This window comes from Nostoc sp. NMS4 (genome assembly GCF_017115095.1).
Lineage (GTDB): Bacteria > Cyanobacteriota > Cyanobacteriia > Cyanobacteriales > Nostocaceae > Nostoc.
Map to the genome: position 1 here is coordinate 1 of NZ_JABXKI010000121.1, position 16271 is coordinate 16271.

Annotated in this window: 16 protein-coding genes; 4 read left to right on the forward strand and 12 right to left on the reverse strand. The window is 42.5% G+C overall.

What is annotated here, in order from left to right; translation table 11 throughout:
- Window positions 1–102: 102 nt before the first annotated feature.
- From HWQ37_RS09490 to HWQ37_RS09500, 3 genes are all read right to left on the reverse strand, one after another.
- The gene (locus tag HWQ37_RS09490) at window positions 103–1023 is read right to left on the reverse strand and encodes a histone deacetylase family protein (protein ID WP_292746182.1); all 921 of its coding nucleotides are present in this window, start codon (window positions 1021–1023) and stop codon (window positions 103–105) included.
- A 176-nt stretch (window positions 1024–1199) separates the two neighbouring features.
- Window positions 1200–1442, reverse strand: coding sequence for a hypothetical protein (locus HWQ37_RS09495; RefSeq protein WP_292746184.1), 243 nt, complete (start codon window positions 1440–1442; stop codon window positions 1200–1202).
- Window positions 1443–1665: 223 nt separating this feature from the next.
- Window positions 1666–4302, reverse strand: a complete 2637-nt coding sequence (locus HWQ37_RS09500) for an EAL domain-containing protein (protein WP_292746186.1) — start codon at window positions 4300–4302, stop codon at window positions 1666–1668.
- A gap of 610 nt (window positions 4303–4912) precedes the next feature.
- Between HWQ37_RS09500 and HWQ37_RS09505 the strand changes: the two genes are divergently transcribed.
- The gene (locus HWQ37_RS09505) at window positions 4913–6310 is read left to right on the forward strand and encodes a GTP-binding protein (RefSeq protein WP_292746187.1); all 1398 of its coding nucleotides are present in this window, start codon (window positions 4913–4915) and stop codon (window positions 6308–6310) included.
- Window positions 6311–6504: 194 nt separating this feature from the next.
- Window positions 6505–6765 (forward strand): Calvin cycle protein CP12, encoded by a 261-nt coding sequence (locus HWQ37_RS09510; RefSeq protein WP_292746189.1) that lies wholly within the window; start codon window positions 6505–6507, stop codon window positions 6763–6765.
- Here HWQ37_RS09510 and HWQ37_RS09515 read toward each other — a convergent pair.
- Together HWQ37_RS09515 and HWQ37_RS09520 are read right to left on the reverse strand one after the other, a co-directional pair.
- Window positions 6762–7580 (reverse strand): TlyA family RNA methyltransferase, encoded by an 819-nt coding sequence (locus HWQ37_RS09515; protein ID WP_292746191.1) that lies wholly within the window; start codon window positions 7578–7580, stop codon window positions 6762–6764. The two genes, HWQ37_RS09510 and HWQ37_RS09515, sit on opposite strands and share 4 nt — an antisense overlap.
- Window positions 7581–8015, reverse strand: coding sequence for a DUF29 family protein (locus HWQ37_RS09520; RefSeq protein WP_292746193.1), 435 nt, complete (start codon window positions 8013–8015; stop codon window positions 7581–7583).
- A 195-nt stretch (window positions 8016–8210) separates the two neighbouring features.
- Here HWQ37_RS09520 and HWQ37_RS09525 point away from each other — a divergent pair, with 195 nt between their 5' ends.
- Window positions 8211–8555 (forward strand): hypothetical protein, encoded by a 345-nt coding sequence (locus tag HWQ37_RS09525; protein ID WP_292746194.1) that lies wholly within the window; start codon window positions 8211–8213, stop codon window positions 8553–8555.
- 17 nt (window positions 8556–8572) lie between these two features.
- On the opposite strand, the gene HWQ37_RS09530 is transcribed toward HWQ37_RS09525, so the two are convergent.
- From HWQ37_RS09530 to apcB, 4 genes are all read right to left on the reverse strand, one after another.
- Window positions 8573–9238 carry a DUF2254 domain-containing protein gene (locus HWQ37_RS09530; RefSeq protein WP_292746196.1) on the reverse strand — a complete coding sequence of 222 codons (666 nt, stop codon included), beginning with the start codon at window positions 9236–9238 and terminating at the stop codon, window positions 8573–8575.
- Between the two features lie 312 nt (window positions 9239–9550).
- Complete coding sequence (locus HWQ37_RS09535) at window positions 9551–9886, reverse strand: XisI protein (protein WP_292746198.1); 336 nt, start codon at window positions 9884–9886, stop codon at window positions 9551–9553.
- Window positions 9874–10293: an element excision factor XisH family protein gene (locus tag HWQ37_RS09540; protein ID WP_292746200.1), complete on the reverse strand. Its 420-nt coding sequence runs from the start codon at window positions 10291–10293 to the stop codon at window positions 9874–9876. Before HWQ37_RS09540 ends, HWQ37_RS09535 begins: the two co-directional genes overlap by 13 nt.
- A gap of 185 nt (window positions 10294–10478) precedes the next feature.
- The gene (gene apcB / locus HWQ37_RS09545) at window positions 10479–10988 is read right to left on the reverse strand and encodes an allophycocyanin subunit beta (RefSeq protein ID WP_292746202.1); all 510 of its coding nucleotides are present in this window, start codon (window positions 10986–10988) and stop codon (window positions 10479–10481) included.
- Between the two features lie 357 nt (window positions 10989–11345).
- Here apcB and glnA point away from each other — a divergent pair, with 357 nt between their 5' ends.
- The gene (glnA, locus tag HWQ37_RS09550) at window positions 11346–12770 is read left to right on the forward strand and encodes a type I glutamate--ammonia ligase (RefSeq protein ID WP_292746204.1); all 1425 of its coding nucleotides are present in this window, start codon (window positions 11346–11348) and stop codon (window positions 12768–12770) included.
- A 122-nt stretch (window positions 12771–12892) separates the two neighbouring features.
- Here glnA and gifA read toward each other — a convergent pair whose 3' ends face one another.
- The 3 genes from gifA to HWQ37_RS09565 form a co-directional block, all read right to left on the reverse strand.
- Complete coding sequence (gifA, locus tag HWQ37_RS09555) at window positions 12893–13093, reverse strand: glutamine synthetase inactivation factor IF7A (protein WP_292746206.1); 201 nt, start codon at window positions 13091–13093, stop codon at window positions 12893–12895.
- Between the two features lie 969 nt (window positions 13094–14062).
- The gene (patX, locus tag HWQ37_RS09560) at window positions 14063–14287 is read right to left on the reverse strand and encodes a heterocyst-inhibiting protein PatX (protein WP_292746208.1); all 225 of its coding nucleotides are present in this window, start codon (window positions 14285–14287) and stop codon (window positions 14063–14065) included.
- Window positions 14288–14394: 107 nt separating this feature from the next.
- Entirely contained in the window at window positions 14395–16164 is a 1770-nt protein-coding gene (locus HWQ37_RS09565; protein WP_292746210.1) for an FAD-dependent oxidoreductase, read from the reverse strand.
- Window positions 16165–16271: the final 107 nt, after the last annotated feature.

Genomic DNA, 16271 nt, shown 5'->3' on the forward strand with positions numbered 1-16271 from the left:
CATTAGGGAACCTGGCGATCGCTCTTGATCAGGTAGATCGGGAAACTCTTTTTAGATATCCAGTTGCTTGGACAAACTGAGTAATACTGAGACGAAGAAAGTCTAAATCAAACAACGTTCGATCGTCGCTGCAACTGATTGGGAAAGAGTATCAAAGTCGTAACCACCTTCTAAGCCAAACAGAATTTTACGAGTTATCCCTAGACAATAATCAGTAAATAAAGCGTAGTCTTCTGGCTGCAAATTGATACTTGCCAAAGGATCTGCCGCATTAGCATCGTAACCAGCACTCACAATTAGTAAATCCGGCTGAAAGTTGGCTAAAAACGGTACTACCTTATTTTCAAAAAGCGGCTGATATACTGTAATATCGCTACCTGGGGGTACAGGCAAGTTGAGGACATTATTGTGAAAGCCTCGTTCTGTAGCTCTCCCAGTACCCGGATAACAGGGGTACTGATGTAACGAACAATAAGCAATTTGTGGGTAAGTTTCTACAATAGATTGAGTACCATTACCGTGATGCACATCCCAATCGAGGATGGCGACACGGTTAACTCCGGGTTGATCGAGGGCAAATAAAGCGGCGATCGCAGCATTAGAAAATAGACAAAAACCCATCCCCGTATCACTTTCAGCGTGATGTCCTGGGGGACGTGCTAGTACAAAAGCTGGATTAGCCGACCTTAACACAACTTCAACTCCATCTAACCAGGCGCTGACTGCCAACAATGCCACATCATAACTACGCGGGGAAACTGGCGTATCTCCATCCAAAGGGCCGCCGCCACTAGAGGCGATTTGCCAAAGTTTTTTAATGTAGGCTGGGCTATGCGCCTTAACCAACGAAGACATCAGTGATGGCTGTTCTGATGCTGGTGTAGGCGATCGCCAGGTAATTTGATCTGCAAATGTAGCTGCTTTTAGAGCATTGGCGATCGCACTTAAACGTTCTGGTTTTTCGGGATGGTATTTTCCAGTCTTGTGATCTAAAAATTCGTCGGAATAGATGACTGGCAGCATAGGACGAAAAAGGTCAGCAGCAGGACAATGAATGTTATTGTATCCTCATACCAATTCTGTATGAAGATGCGCTAAAGCATAAGTACAAGAAAGAAAAACGAACTGTCCCAATTGAAAGTAAAAGCAGCACCAATGCCATGTTAGACTCTACCACCCCCATTACGTAGCTTGCCAACCTAGCCATCATGCAGGTTCTCAAGCCGCTCAATGCGATTGAGAATGCGTTGATTGTCCTCGCGCAAACTCCTAATTTCAGTTACAATCACCATAAAATTTTCTTGGTGCTGGTTGGCTATATTAATCAGAGAGTTAGTACTACTGCGTAAATCCGCATTTACCGCAACTTGATTGTTTAGCGCTTGGGTAACTTGTTCTAAAGCCTCTTCGATTCGGTCTAAACGGTTGGGTTGGTTTTGCATTTTGGCAGATCTCACTAGGAATATGTTAAACCAAATTCTGGGACATCTAACTGGAGAGATTGGAACAGCATTGACCTTGGTTTTTTCATAGAGTGCGATCGCTTCTTTTTCACTCAGATTTGAAAGTCGTGTCGTTGCGATCGCTATACAACTTGGGCGATCGCTGCCTTCTTTGAAGTAATGGTAATTACGAATTACGAATTACGAATTACGCCTTGCGGTACTAAATCGTTGGTCGTTTACTTTCGAGGACTTCTGTTGCTTTCTGTGCAGAAAGTGGGCGGTAGAATAAAAAGCCCTGTACCTCCTCACAGTTGATAGATTTCAAAAATTCCAATTCCTCTTCCTTCTCTACCCCTTCGGCTGTTATCTTTAATCCCAAGCTGTGTCCCAAGGTAACTATGGCCTGGATAATATGAGCGACTTTGCCATCCTGCGTTAAACATTGAATGAAAGATTTATCTATTTTCAGATTGTGGAGCGGCAAAAGTTGTAGGCGCGAGAGCGAGGAATGACCAGTACCAAAGTCATCAATGGAGATATAAACACCCATCTGCTTTAGTTCCTCTAGCACCTTTGTGGTAAAATCTAAGTCCTCAATCGCTGTGGTTTCCATAATTTCTAATTCTAAAAAGCGGGCTTCCAGACCTGTTTGTTGTAAAATCCTAGCTATGGTTTCTACCAATTTGGGTTGGCGGAACTGCTTCAAAGAAAGATTGACAGCGATCATAATTGGTGGCAATCCAGCATCTTGCCATGTTTTATTTTGGCTACAGGCCGTCTGTAGTGTCCATTCGCCGATGGGAACAATTAATCCACTTTCTTCGACTAGGGGAATGAATACACTGGGGGCGACTAATCCCATCTCTGGGTGCTGCCAACGCAACAGAGCCTCCATACTAGTAATTTCTCCCGTGGCAATATTCACACGAGGCTGGTAGTAAAGCGTAAATTCATTGCGTTCTAGGGCATAGCGCAAGCTCTTTTCTAAAGTCAGGAGTTCAGGATTTTTAGCACTCAAGGAAACACTGTAGAATTGATAGTTATTCCGCCCTTTGTCCTTGGCGTAGTACAAAGCAGCATCTGCGTGCTGGATTAGTGTTTCGGCGTTAGGGCTGTTGTTATCAAGTAAGGCAATACCGAGGCTAGCAGTCACATAAAGTTCATGCTCTTGGAGATGAAAAGCATCTTCTAAGGCTTGTAAGATTCTCTCGGCCACCAAAGTTACCTCTTCAATATCATTAACTCGTGGGAGTAAAATAGTAAATTCATCGCCTCCCCAACGGGCTACAGTGTCTCCGCCTCGGAGTGAGTCTTTTAATCTTTGAGAGACGCTTTGTAACAATTGATCTCCCAGAGTGTGCCCCAGAGTATCATTAATCACTTTGAAACGATCGAGATCGAGGAAGATCACAGCTAAACTTTCGCCATTTCGAGTAGCGTTGGGCAGAGTTTTACTGAGCAGCTCGTTAAATAGTAGACGATTGGGCAACCCTGTCAGCAAGTCATGGAGGGCTTGATAGCGAATCTTTTCTTCTACTTGCTGACGTTGGCGCGCACCAATGATACTGGCGGCCATGGTCAACAGAGTAGATTCTTCATGCTTTGACCAATGACGCTCAAAGGTGCAGTCTGCCAAGCCAAGATACCCCCAGAAATTATTATCCAAGCGAAGAGGCACTAACAGAAGGGATTGAATGCCATCTCGAATTAGAAATTCTTGTTCGGCGATAGGAAATTTTTGGGTGATTCCGCTAATCGACTGGCCGCTAGAGAGAACTGTGTACCAACGGGCTAATCCCGGAGTTTGATAAGGCTGATTTTGCCAATGGTGGTGGGTAGATGCAATAAAAGATTGCGTCCATTCAAACCGTAGGCTGACTACCATTTCCTCTGTAACAGGATGGGGATGGTTTTGAAAGAGATAGGCACGATCTGCCTTGGCAGCTTCGCCCAGGATAGCTAAAGCTCGATCGATACCAGTTTCATAATTCATTTCTCCTAGCAAATAATTGGCAGCTTCTGCAACTGCTTGTAATAAGCGATCGCGCTGGCGCAATTCGGCTGTAGCTTGCTTTTGCTCGGTAATATCTCTAATAATAAAAGTTCTAATTAAATCACTTTCAGGAAGATAAAGAACGGATTGTTCAAAAACTTCTGTACCTACTTCCACCTCCCGCACAAAAGAATTTTTTTCTAGATTGTTAACCCCAATCAAGAGTCCTGTTAAGATCGGGTGTTCTGTCCCAACTTCCCTAAGATTGGGAAACTTGATCGCTGCGGCTGGATTCAGATAAGTAATTTTTCCCTCGAAATCCATCTCAATAATTGGATTGGGAATGAGTTCAGGAAAGGATGCTAGGCGAGCTAGGGCGGACTCACTAGCTGCTTCAAAGGTGGGATCGATAGCTAAGGTTTGAAAAGGATTGGCCGGACTGGCTTGATCTGATAAAAAACCAGATAAGTCTTCAACATCAAAAGATTCCGAAAATGCTTGTTCTGAAATATTGGAAATAGCATAATATTTAGCCTGAGTTTTATTACTACCAAAAGTAATGATATCTCCGTTTCTAAGATTATGAGAATAGCATTTATTGCCATTTACAAATAAGCCATTTGTACTGGCTTTTCCTTTATAGTTACCATCAATAATCTGAAAGCCATATTGGTCAGTTTCTGGAACAGTTACTCGCAATAAAATTGCATGTTGCATTGATACTGACCGGGAAGCCAAGACAATAGTGTTTGCAGAATGCCGCCCCAGAGAATAAGTAGTCTCTCGCAAGGGGACAGTTCGCCGCCCTTCTAGGTCTTGGACGACCAATAGATGGCGTATTTTTTCCCGCTCATTTTCTCGCATGGCTGTTCCTCAAATTCTCATATAATTATTTATCGTAAATTCAAGGGTTTAAGACCCCTACATCTATATTTAGCACCAGTTTCAGTCGAGGTTTAAATCAAGAGTCTGAAATGTCTTTAATTTTGAATTTTGAATTTTGAATTGTTAAGTCTTAGTCTGAAAAAGACTGATCTAGAAGTTCATACTTTCCGGCTGCACTTATGGGAAAATTTGCTCAATCAAACTTCTCACCATCTGTGAACCCAAAATTAGTGTCAGGTTATAGACCAGCCTTTATGTTTATTCAGTTTTGGTGATAGAAATTTTAGCTGTTTTCTCTACTCTTACATAAGTTATAAACTTTGTTCCCTCGTCTATATCATCTAAGGTTGTCTTTTTTAGGATACCCAGATTAACAATTCAAAATTAAAATTTAAAAATTGTACCCTACACAGGCAAGTAGAATATTAGTCCAACAACTTAGGGATATAAGATAGAGAGGTATGTTTAACTTTTCCTTCCCCTGATAATGGAGTTGAAAAAGTGAGCATTCGTTAAAGATGATTAATGAGTACGAATTCATACTTATTATTCACGAACAAATGCTGAAAGTAAGTGTTTTAAGCATTAGATGACCATTGTAGAGAGAGTGAAGGCTGAAAGTGTTGATATTATGTCGGTTTATCGTAATCTGCAAGAAACTCACTTAAATCGTGCCCGCGCCAGTCTCAGACAAGCGCTTTCTTGGTATGGATATCTTCGCAAGTCTGGACAGCTTTCATCTAACCCAGAATTGCTAGGTTTGGTGAAACCAGAATTGGAAACTTTGAACGCCACACTCAATAAGCTGGATTCAAACGTCATTAGAATTGCTGTTTTTGGTTTGGTGAGTCGCGGAAAGTCAGCAGTTTTAAATGCCTTGCTGGGAGACAAAATTCTGCAAACTGGTCCCCTAAATGGTGTAACCCAATGGCCGCGTTCCGTGCGGTGGCAACCCGGTGGTAAGGTACTAATAGAGTTAATTGATACTCCCGGATTAGATGAAATTGCGGGTGAGTCACGGGCGGATATGGCGCGAGAAGTAGTACATCAGGCGGATTTGATTTTGTTTGTCGTGTCTGGTGATATCACACGTACTGAGTATCAAGCACTGCTGGAATTAAGGCGATCGCAAAAACCCCTGATTTTAGTGTTTAACAAGATAGATTTATACCCAGATACCGATCGCGGAGCGATTTACCAAAATTTGCAACAACTCGGTGCTGGGAATCCCCAAACCAAGCCTTTACTACCTGATGAAATTGTGATGGTGGCGGCGGAACCAGCAGCAATGGAAGTGCGGATTGAGTGGCCTGATGGGCGTGTCAGTTATGAATGGGAAACACCGCCACCGCAAATAGACGAACTCAAAGAGACAATTCTGAATATTCTCAATCGGGAAGGGCGATCGCTTCTGGCTTTAAATGCCCTCATCCAAGCACGGGATGCAGAAGCCGCGATCGCTCAAAAAACCATCGATTTACGCGAAAAAGAAGCCGAAGAGATCATTTGGCAATTTACCAAATACAAAGCTTTGGCAGTGATGCTCAATCCCATCGCCTTTTTAGATATCCTTGGCGGAACTGTTGCCGATTTAGCTTTAATTCGCGCTCTCGCTAGATTGTATGGTTTGCCGATGACTAGCTATGAAGCCGGGAAAATTTTAAAAACGATTTTATTTAGTTCTGGTGGCTTGCTACTGGGAGAATTAGGTAGTAGTTTTCTTTTGGGTTTAAGTAAGAGTACGGCTGCAATAACTAGTGGTGACAATCCCAGCAATATTACTGCCTTTGCTGGCAGCGCGATCGCTCAAGCTGGTATCGCCGGTTATGGCGCATATTCTGTTGGCAAAGCCGCCCAAGTCTATCTCGAAAAAGGCTGCACTTGGGGACAGTTGGGCGCTAGCAGTGTCATTCAAGAAATTCTCTCTCAAGTTGACCAAAACACAATTCTGTATCGTTTGCGACAAGAGCTAGGCATAAAATATTGAGAATAAATAATTTTTGTTAAGCATTTGTTACTGTTTACAAGTGTTTATGAACTTCTATCAAGCTCTTCTGACAATTGACTGACATTTGGAATTTGGGATGCAAGATTGAGGAAACAGGTTATAGGGAAAAGGTTATAGAAAAACTATCCACTATCCCCTAATATCTATCTGCGTAAATTAAAGGTGAAAGGATCATGACAACTACCCTAAACTCATTTGAAACTGCTGGTGCAGCAAATATTGAAGAAGCCATTACTGAAGCCATTACTGAAGCCCGCACAACTTGTGAGCTAAATGGCAGCGATTCTGCTAATTGTGCCGTAGCCTGGGACATTGTGGAAGAATTGCAAGCAGAGAAAGCCGATCAGCAGCAAGCAAAAGCCAAGAAAAACTCTTTAGAAAACTATTGCGATCGCCATCCTGCTTCTGTAGAATGTCTAATCTACGACGTTTAACTCTTCCGTAAATCAGTTGTTGCTGATTGCGTTATCTGCTTAATAGCTTCTAAATCAGGTGATGGTATTTCACTTGCCATTCCCAACCACAAAAGATATTCAATATTCCCAGCCGGGCCAGTGATCGGCGACCAAGTTAAGCCTTTGTATTTCCATCCTAATTCGTGGGCTGTTTGCAACACCTGGAAAATGGCATCAGCTTGGTCGTTTGGATCGCGCACAACACCTTTTTTACCCACACGGGATCTGCCGACTTCAAACTGTGGTTTGACTAACAACACAGCTTCTCGGTTAGCTTGAGTTAGTTGCCACAAAGCAGGGAGAATCTTAGTTAAAGAAATAAATGATACATCAACTACCGCCAAATCAGGAATCGGATCGTCGTTATCATATAACTCATCTGGTCGTAGTTGGCGTAAATTCGTGCGTTCCCGTAAAATCACCCGCGAATCGTTTCGCAACCGCCAATCAACTTGTCCGTAACCGACATCAACACCATAAACTTTTTTGGCTCCAGCTTGCAAGAGACAATCAGTAAAACCACCAGTAGAAATCCCACCATCTAAACAAATACGCTCTACTACAGGAATGGCAAATACTGACAAAGCTTTCGAGAGTTTTTCACCGCCTCTAGAAACAAAAGGCGATCGCTCTTTAATATTTATTTGAGCAGTAATATCAACTTCAGTTCCAGCTTTATCAACTAACTGCTGATTAACAGTAACTTCCCCCGCCTGAATTAACCTCTGTGCTAAGGCGCGAGAAGAACATAAATTTAACTCTACTAATAATGTATCGAGTCGCTGTTTAGCCAATTAACTTGATTCTCCTGGTAAGATTAAAGTCAAAGCATGATTGATAATTTCTTCGCGGTTAACCAGCTTTTCTAATTCTGGGACTTCATAACGACCTTCTTCTACTTCTAGCGTTACCTCATCAATGGCATTTAAATAGGCTTCTGTTAAGGTTTCTAACAATTCTTCTCGCGTGAGATAATAACCTCCCGCTTTACGCCGCTTATTTTCGCGCTGAATTTCCCGAACCGAATTCCGAATAGAGACTTCCCAAGAGCGAGTCGTGCGATTTTCAGCTTGTTGTTTAATCAGATGCAACAGCAAAATCACTGCATAACTACGAATCGTTTTGATTATGTCATTTCGGCTCATTTCTGTTAATTCTTCAACTATCAGTAATGCTCCTTGAACATCGCCTTTAACAAGCAAGTCTTTGAGAGTTAATAATTCTTCCATAATCAGCGCCTCAAACATCGGCAACTTCTATTGTGGCTGATAACGGTTCTAGTTCAGATAAGATAAGCTAATGCGTTTAATCTAGGAGCGATATCTACGATGGGCTACGCCTACGCAATTACACACCATTATCCTTTTGGAATGCATAGAGTTTTTTATATAATGCTCATATATAAGGCTTAATAAAGCACAGCCATGACAGATATTCGACAGCAAATTGTCACACAACTAGATGCTTACAGCACTTTAGAAAGTCTGAAAGCAGCTGTTAGGGAATGGGTTAACACTTCAAACGCTAGCTTAGATACTTTAAAAAAAGTTTTGGAGACACACCTTGATGAAGATTACGATCTTAGCAGCGAGGATTGGCAGCAACTCCAGAAACAAGATTTGACTTTCATCAGCGATGACGCAACCAGAGAAGAAGATATGCGTCGATTACAGCGATACCGTGAAACAGGTGATGGTATCCCACATGAACAGGTGGCAGCGTGGTTGGCAAGTATTGGCACAGATAATGAGTCTCCATGTCCAAGGTAATTTGGCTACCAGAAGCACTAACTGACCTTGTGCGGCTGTTCGATTTTGTGAAATTGAAGAACGAAAACGAGTTGTCCCTCGTGTTTGAGGTGACTATTTCCCAGATTTTCAGAGAATACATAATCAATATTAGATTCCAATTCGTCACTAATTTCCCTGATGATATGCCATGCATGAATTGAAGTTGAGGCGTGGTGGATGAAGTAAATTAGTACGGCGATGCTGGCGATCGCTAGTAGGATGGCGACAGTGATTGAAATTTTCGGTACAAATGGTTGTTTTCCATCAGTATGAACACTCCGTAGCACGAGCAAACAGTAAATAAACGTAGCAATAAACGTGCCGAGTACAAACTGAAATCTGATATCCTGCATAAAATTTCGCAGCACTCGTGGCCCGAACTGTTGAGAAGCCAGCGTCAGAGCAACGAGGGTGACTGAGAAGACAGTACAAGCTACGGTAATCATTGAACTAGCGATCGTTGAAAGCAGAGTTAGCGCACTATCCCCGCCGCCAGTGTAAATCTTTAAGCCCGACTTTTCCATTAGTCCAGACTCGCCTGTTAAGTCAAGTCTGAGCATAAAGAATGCTAGCGCGATCGCCGCCCCTGTGATCAGTAATGGCACAAACCAGTAGCTAGAGCGCAGCCCTTCTTGAAGTTTGATCCGGTTATATTTTTTCATCTGGCATAGTTCGTATACTAAGACTTACAACGCCATTTTTTGGATTAATAAGCAATTGGGAGCGATCGCTACTTAACTAGTTCCGTGGGTTTAAGTCCCCCGGTTCAATAAAAAAGTAAGTTTTGTTTTATGTTGGGGTTAAATCCCCAGACGCTCTCTACGTTCGCGCAGCGTGTCGAAGACAGACGCTAAAAGCGATAGCAAAGCGTCATTACGAATTACGTTAGCGCAGCGTTAGCGACGCAGGAGCGTCATTACGAATTACGAATTATTTTAATGTATTATTTTTTGCGAATACAAGTATCAAAATAATTAAGATACAGCAAAATCCGTGTATTGCCGTAGTTCAGCCGGATGGAAACCCAACACAATATCTTCGCGCAAAATACCCGCTTCTAATAATGCCTCTGCTACTGGCTGGGAAGTACCATCATATTGAATCCACACTTTATCATTAATGATATCTATATGCACCACTGAACCATGTACGCGGCGCACTCCATCCCAGCCAATATGTAACACTTCGTAGTGATCTCGCTCCGAGTCAATGACTGGTTCTGGCTCTATTTGACCGTTAGCAGGTTTGTGACCAGCATATTCAAATATCAACTGACGAATAATTTCACGATACCGATTTAGCTTATCCATCTGATAATCCTTTCTAGTTGCTCGTCAAAGACAATCAGGTTTATTCCTATGCTATTAAGAATTAGCTGACCAAAGCGTTCGGAAAATATACCTTCGTAAACCCGCTTGGGAACTGCTAAATAAAGTTGCCGTTTTGGTTGTAGTTCTTTAAGTACACTGCGATAAATTTCATACTGCCCTACAGCTTCCTGGAGGTCACTCACTGGAGAAGGACTCAGAAAACTTTTGATTTCAACAGCTATTTTTTGATTATCCCTCTCAGCAGCAATGGTAACTCTTTCTGCTCCAATATCTACGTAAAGTTCTCTACCCCCATAAGCGAGGTATAAGGGATCGTTGGTTATTGTCCAACCATCTGCTATAAGTCCTTTAATGACTGCGGCGTGGTAGATGTCTCTGGCTGGCATTAGTCGAAAGATAGCTCCAAAAACACAGCTTTAATCTAGCAAAACTTTACAGGCGAAAACTTAGAACAAGCCCTTCTTTACACCTAGTAAATTTGACAAAAAAGCGATCGCTCTTTCCTAACATAGACAAAAGTGCGATCGCTATTCATGTTTATGTCGCAGCAGACACCTTGCCCGCTTAAAATCTAAATATCTATCTCGCTCAACTCGCGTGTAATGTGATCGAATGGTTCATCCACAAAAGCAGTATTAACCACACCTGCTGCTGCTACTTGTTCCTTAATCAGATCCTTGAGAATTTGGATACCGCGAACCGTAGGCCCAATAGGCACTCCTAGAGAATTGTAAGTTTCCCGTAGCCCTTGTAGCACTCGTTCATCCAACACATTCGTGTTCCCAGCAACCAGCGCATAGGTGGCGTAACGCAAGTAGTAGTCTAAATCCCGCAGACAAGCCGCATAACGACGAGTCGTATAAGAATTTCCACCAGGACGAATTAATTCTGGCAGTTCTTCATATAACTTTAAACCAGCTTGCTTGACAAGTACAGCCGCATTAGAATTGATTGCCGCCGCCGCTTGTACCCTTGCTGTGCCACTATCAAAGTAAGACTTTAGGCTATCGATCGCATTCCGGTCAAAATACCGACCAGCTAAGTCATAATTCTTAATTAAACTTGTTACCGCATCGCGCATTCCTTCTTCTCCCAATCATTGCTATTTATGGTTTGATATTTATTTGGCTGCACTTATGCACCAGTAAAGTTTTGTGCTATTAAAAATAGATTCGGCACAAAAACAACCTATCCACTATCTATGGATTCTATGCCAAAGTTGACCCCTATATGATGAACTTTCCAGTTTTGTACAGATGATCGCTGAAAGGTTAATATAACCTGATAATCGAGATATCTGTAACATAAGCTACAAAATCCGCTAATGTCTAGTATTTAAGATATTTCTGGTGTGTCACGGTCTGATTGAGATCAGCAGGGTTAGGATGCAATGTAAGATTCTGGTTTACTTTAGGAAATTGGTAGAGAAGGAGTAACAATGACAACACCACAAGAAGTCTTGAAGAGAATTCAAGATGAAAAAATTCAACTGATTGATCTCAAATTCGTCGATACAGTAGGAACTTGGCAGCACCTCACACTGTCCCAAGACCAAATCGATGAGACTGCATTCACTGATGGCGTGCCTTTTGACGGTTCCAGCATCCGAGGCTGGAAAGCGATCAACGAATCAGACATGACGATGGTACTCGACCCCAACACCGCTTGGATCGACCCATTCATGAAAGAGCCAACGCTAAGTATACTTTGTAGTATCAAAGAACCCCGCACAGGTGAATGGTACAACCGTTGCCCACGTGTTATTGCCCAAAAAGCAATAGATTACCTGGTTTCCACTGGTCTTGGTGATACAGCCTTCTTTGGCCCCGAAGCTGAGTTTTTCATTTTTGACAGTGTACGGTTTGCCCAAACTGCTAACGAAGGCTACTACTTCCTAGACTCCGAAGAAGGTGCTTGGAATTCCGGTAAAGCTGGTACAGAGCAAAAACCCAACCTGGGTTACAAACCACGCTTCAAAGAAGGTTACTTCCCGGTTTCACCGACAGATTCTTCCCAAGATATGCGGACAGAAATGTTGTTGACAATGGCACAATTAGGTGTACCCATTGAAAAGCATCACCACGAAGTAGCCACTGGTGGCCAGTGCGAACTAGGTTTCAAATTTGGGAAGTTAATCGAAGCGGCTGACTGGTTGATGATTTACAAATATGTCATCAAGAACGTTGCCAAGAAATATGGCAAAACCGTCACCTTCATGCCAAAACCAATTTTTGGCGATAACGGTTCGGGAATGCACTGTCACCAGTCCATCTGGAAAGGTGGCCAACCTCTATTCGCAGGTGATAAGTATGCTGGTTTGAGCGAAATGGCGTTGCACTACATTGGTGGTCTTCTCAAGCACGCACCAGCGCTATTGGCAATCACCAACCCCAGCACCAACTCATACAAGCGCCTAGTACCTGGTTATGAAGCCCCTGTTAACTTAGCTTACTCCCAAGGAAACCGTTCTGCTTCTATCCGTATTCCTCTATCTGGCACTAACCCCAAAGCCAAGCGTTTAGAATTCCGTTGTCCAGATGCTACATCTAACCCCTACTTGGCATTTGCTGCAATGCTTTGTGCTGGTATCGATGGCATCAACAACAGAATCGATCCTGGTGAACCCTTAGATAAGAATATCTATGAACTCTCTCCAGAAGAATTGGCAAAGGTTCCTTCAACTCCAGGTTCTTTAGAATTGGCCTTGCAAGCACTGGAAAAAGATCACGCCTTTTTGACAGAATCAGGCGTATTCACGGAAGACTTTATCGGAAATTGGATTGATTACAAGCTAGGCAACGAAGTCAAGCAGTTGCAGCTACGTCCTCATCCCTACGAGTTTTACCTCTACTACGATGCTTAATTAAGAGTCGTATCTAACTAAAAAGTAATAAGTTTTGCCACCCTAGAGATAGGGTGGCTTTTTTTCCAGACTTATTTAATTGAGATATTTACTCAAAAAACCCAGATCGTAACTTCTGGAACTTAGCTCATGGAAGCATGACTAGGCCCATAAATCATCCGGGTATTAGCATCTACCTTCCCTTGAATCGGGTTCCAGTAGTGAGATACTTCTTCAGGAAGACCAAGTTCTTGTGCAGCCCGCATCAGCATTGATTGTTGGCGATTCTTGACTTGCTGATGTTCGCGCACCATTAACGCACGAGATTTATCTGCGATAGACATAACCATAGTCCTCTCTATTTTGTGAATATATAATTTTTGATTTCTTACAAGACTAATATAACAAAAATTCTGTAACATAGGCTACTTTTTACAAAAATTTATATTTTATTATTAGTATTTTTTCCTAAAAGCCTGACCTTAAAAAACACACCTTTCCCAAGAACTGGGCATTGGGCATTGAAATAATTAATAGTTCTTCTCCCTACTCCCTTTTCTTTAAGTAAAATTCATCTAAAAAGACCAGATACAAAATTTTGCATCTGGTCTTGGGTGTAGAATAATTAAAACGACTGATTAAAGACCACCAAATCTACAAATATACGATTTGGTAGGGGGTCTTAAACCCAGTTGCTTAGACGTGACTCGAAAATACTCGCTAACGCTGCGAAGCAATGCTTTTTCGGTCAACATTTATTCTTACTTCTGACTCCTGAATTCTATTCGATAAGCAAGAGATGAAAGAGATTTTATGCTTTGGCAAAGGACACTAAACAGATGTTAGAGCGAAGATCAATTTCTTGTTTATGTAGATGACTAGCTACTGAATGAATGAGAAGAAAATCTATTGGCGAATAAAGTGAAGCTGCCTTAAGACTGTTTTCTCAACAAGCAAAATCTCTGAATTGGATGTGCTTTAGATTAACTGATAGCCTAAGTAGCATCTATTTCTATAGCCGTTGACGATTTAGACGCAGAGCTTTTCACCGAATATGAGCAACAGTTGTAGAGCTTTTGAGGAGTTGGTAATGCTGTTAATCAAGGCACTTAATTGATTTGCCTTTTGATCGGCAGGATTGACGACAACTATGTATACAAAGCTTGCAGTTCAAATACTAAGCGATCGCTGAAGACTTTTGTGTGTCAACTGTATATATCTCTGCTAGAAAAACTGTGTAAAAGATGTTAGCACAGCATCCTGTTTTCTGGTAATTCTGTTCCTTTGGGAAAAGAGGTATTACCCTACAGTAGTTAAACCACAGCATAGATATTTCCGAATTTTTGTGTAACTTCTCTACGCCCACTACCGCGATGACGTGGCGCATCATCTGGACTTTGTTCAGATGCCGCCAGCCATTGTTCTGAAGCAGACGTGGAAGACAGTCCTGCTGATAATTCATTGACCATTGGTTGGCAGTTAGAAGCTAAGGGGCCGAACACCAGACTCGATATTAAAAGTGAAATGGCAGCACGCATAGCAGATGTCTATTTTGGAACTCTCCACTTCACTGATACTTAGCTTTTTGATGAATATCCGGACAATTCATCAAAAAGTATTCTGTTTTACTGAAAATAAACTCTTCTTATCCTTCGGTTAAATGTTCGACTAATAACCAATTACCAGAGTGATTCTGACGACCCCACAATGTAACTAATTGTTCGTGGGGATAAGCGCGTAATTGCTCGTCAATATGCGATCGCAAAGTCACAAGCTGCCAATTTTGCCCTTGATATGCGGCTGGTGCTGTGACAGTGAATCTGTATTCTTGCTGGGACAAGCGGAAAAAGATACCTTTGAAACAGTTACTTTCCTGAATTAATGCTTTGTCAAAAGCAGAGTCAGGGCAATCGCCACTAACTGGATAGGCTTGTGGGTTATCTAAGTAATACAGTTGCCAGTACCGCCAATCCGAATGATTGGGTGGAAGATTAAATAAAGGAATAATTAGCGCTTTTGAGCGATTATCTGCCAATAAAGCCGTTTGCAGAATCCTAACAGGTAAATCTCTCGGCTGGCAGTTTAACTCAACACATATCGCTGCTGCCATCCCTGCTACCTGACCAATGCCCATAACCACAGGTTGTAATCTGGTTGCGCCATTGGCAATGTGGGAAACAGAAATATTCTTTTCACAGACCAAGAAACCATCTGTTGCGGCTGGAATTAGAGAACTGTAGGGAATTGTAAAGGGAGTCCCCGTCCAACGTCCTCCCCAACGGATCGATTTTGGTTGCAGTGGGAATTGAACGCCAGGATAATGATGGTCATTGGCGTAGTTACCAACTGCGATTGCTCCGCAAACGCCAAGGGCGAACGCTTCATTAAATATAGATGCAACTCTACCTTTTGCGATCGGCAAAATATCCTGTTCTCGGACAGTAGTTAGCCCCACTAAGCGGCGGCTTTCTCGGTAATAAGGATGCAGTGCAAAAGCTGTAGAGGCGTGAGGAAATACTTTTTCTGCTAAACCATAGCGGACACCAAGCTGTTTTTGGATAAAATGGGCAAAATTTTGGCTGTGCCAGCGAGATTCTTGGATGAATTCACCTCTGGATACATCTGACTCTATCAACCGCCCTACTCCTTCGCCGTAGTCATTGCCACAGATTGGCCAATTGATCATAAACAGGCCACCAGGCAAACGTCCATAATTCAAAAATGTCTCTGCTCCATAGCCATCCCAAGCACCTGTAAACTGGGATGGATTATAGTTAGGTGCAGCCGGAATTTCTGGGGCAACGGCTTCACCAAAGTCCTGCATAATCACTACATAAGTGGGCGCTTGCACAGGATATCTTTGGGTTAAAGAGTTAAAAGTCACTGGGGCGCTAGGTTCTCCCCACTCAGATTGCAATTCCCAACCCCAACGGTGAGGTATGTCAGCTAAAGCTAATAAATCTCCTAATTCTGTACCATCGAGAATAATTTTGGCTGTGACAGCAAAATCAGCAAAACGCACACCAGTAATCAAATCACCTTGACGGAACACTTCTATTGGCACTTGTCCAGAAATCCAGTGCAGATTGGGCAATTCCTGCACCCAATCTGCAAAAATCTCTGCCCCAATTCGGGGATCGTAACTAAAAAAGCTGACCCAACTGTTATCTAATCCACCGGGCTGTCGTTGTCGCAATTCCTGCAAAAACGCACCCCATAACCCCGTTTGAAAGGCTTCTAATTCATTACCATCAGGTACAGACACCCCAGCCGAAGTTAGCATTCCTCCCAACCAAGAAAATTCGCTCACCAAAATAGTTTTAGCTCCCCGTCGCGCTGCTTGAATAGCCGCCGCAGTCCCTCCAGTTCCCCCACCGACAACTAAGACATCAGATGTGTATGTCTGATTAAGCATTTCTTACCTCTCTGGAATTTACCCAGTCACAGTAGACCGAAAACTTTTGCAATCGCTAAAAAATAGTAGTGTATGATACCATTTTTAGAGGAATGGAAAAAAGCTGT

What these genes read in the sequence shown, in the direction of transcription:
- HWQ37_RS09490 (WP_292746182.1), bottom strand. Translation starts at nt 1,023, where the DNA reads ATGCTGCCAGTCATCTATTCCGACGAATTTTTAGATCACAAGACTGGA.
- HWQ37_RS09495 (WP_292746184.1), bottom strand. Translation starts at nt 1,442, where the DNA reads ATGCAAAACCAACCCAACCGTTTAGACCGAATCGAAGAGGCTTTAGAA.
- HWQ37_RS09500 (WP_292746186.1), bottom strand. Translation starts at nt 4,302, where the DNA reads ATGCGAGAAAATGAGCGGGAAAAAATACGCCATCTATTGGTCGTCCAA.
- HWQ37_RS09505 (WP_292746187.1), top strand. Translation starts at nt 4,913, where the DNA reads ATGACCATTGTAGAGAGAGTGAAGGCTGAAAGTGTTGATATTATGTCG.
- HWQ37_RS09510 (WP_292746189.1), top strand. Translation starts at nt 6,505, where the DNA reads ATGACAACTACCCTAAACTCATTTGAAACTGCTGGTGCAGCAAATATT.
- HWQ37_RS09520 (WP_292746193.1), bottom strand. Translation starts at nt 8,015, where the DNA reads ATGGAAGAATTATTAACTCTCAAAGACTTGCTTGTTAAAGGCGATGTT.
- HWQ37_RS09525 (WP_292746194.1), top strand. Translation starts at nt 8,211, where the DNA reads ATGACAGATATTCGACAGCAAATTGTCACACAACTAGATGCTTACAGC.
- HWQ37_RS09530 (WP_292746196.1), bottom strand. Translation starts at nt 9,238, where the DNA reads ATGAAAAAATATAACCGGATCAAACTTCAAGAAGGGCTGCGCTCTAGC.
- HWQ37_RS09535 (WP_292746198.1), bottom strand. Translation starts at nt 9,886, where the DNA reads ATGGATAAGCTAAATCGGTATCGTGAAATTATTCGTCAGTTGATATTT.
- HWQ37_RS09540 (WP_292746200.1), bottom strand. Translation starts at nt 10,293, where the DNA reads ATGCCAGCCAGAGACATCTACCACGCCGCAGTCATTAAAGGACTTATA.
- apcB (WP_292746202.1), bottom strand. Translation starts at nt 10,988, where the DNA reads ATGCGCGATGCGGTAACAAGTTTAATTAAGAATTATGACTTAGCTGGT.
- glnA (WP_292746204.1), top strand. Translation starts at nt 11,346, where the DNA reads ATGACAACACCACAAGAAGTCTTGAAGAGAATTCAAGATGAAAAAATT.
- gifA (WP_292746206.1), bottom strand. Translation starts at nt 13,093, where the DNA reads ATGTCTATCGCAGATAAATCTCGTGCGTTAATGGTGCGCGAACATCAG.
- patX (WP_292746208.1), bottom strand. Translation starts at nt 14,287, where the DNA reads ATGCGTGCTGCCATTTCACTTTTAATATCGAGTCTGGTGTTCGGCCCC.
- HWQ37_RS09565 (WP_292746210.1), bottom strand. Translation starts at nt 16,164, where the DNA reads ATGCTTAATCAGACATACACATCTGATGTCTTAGTTGTCGGTGGGGGA.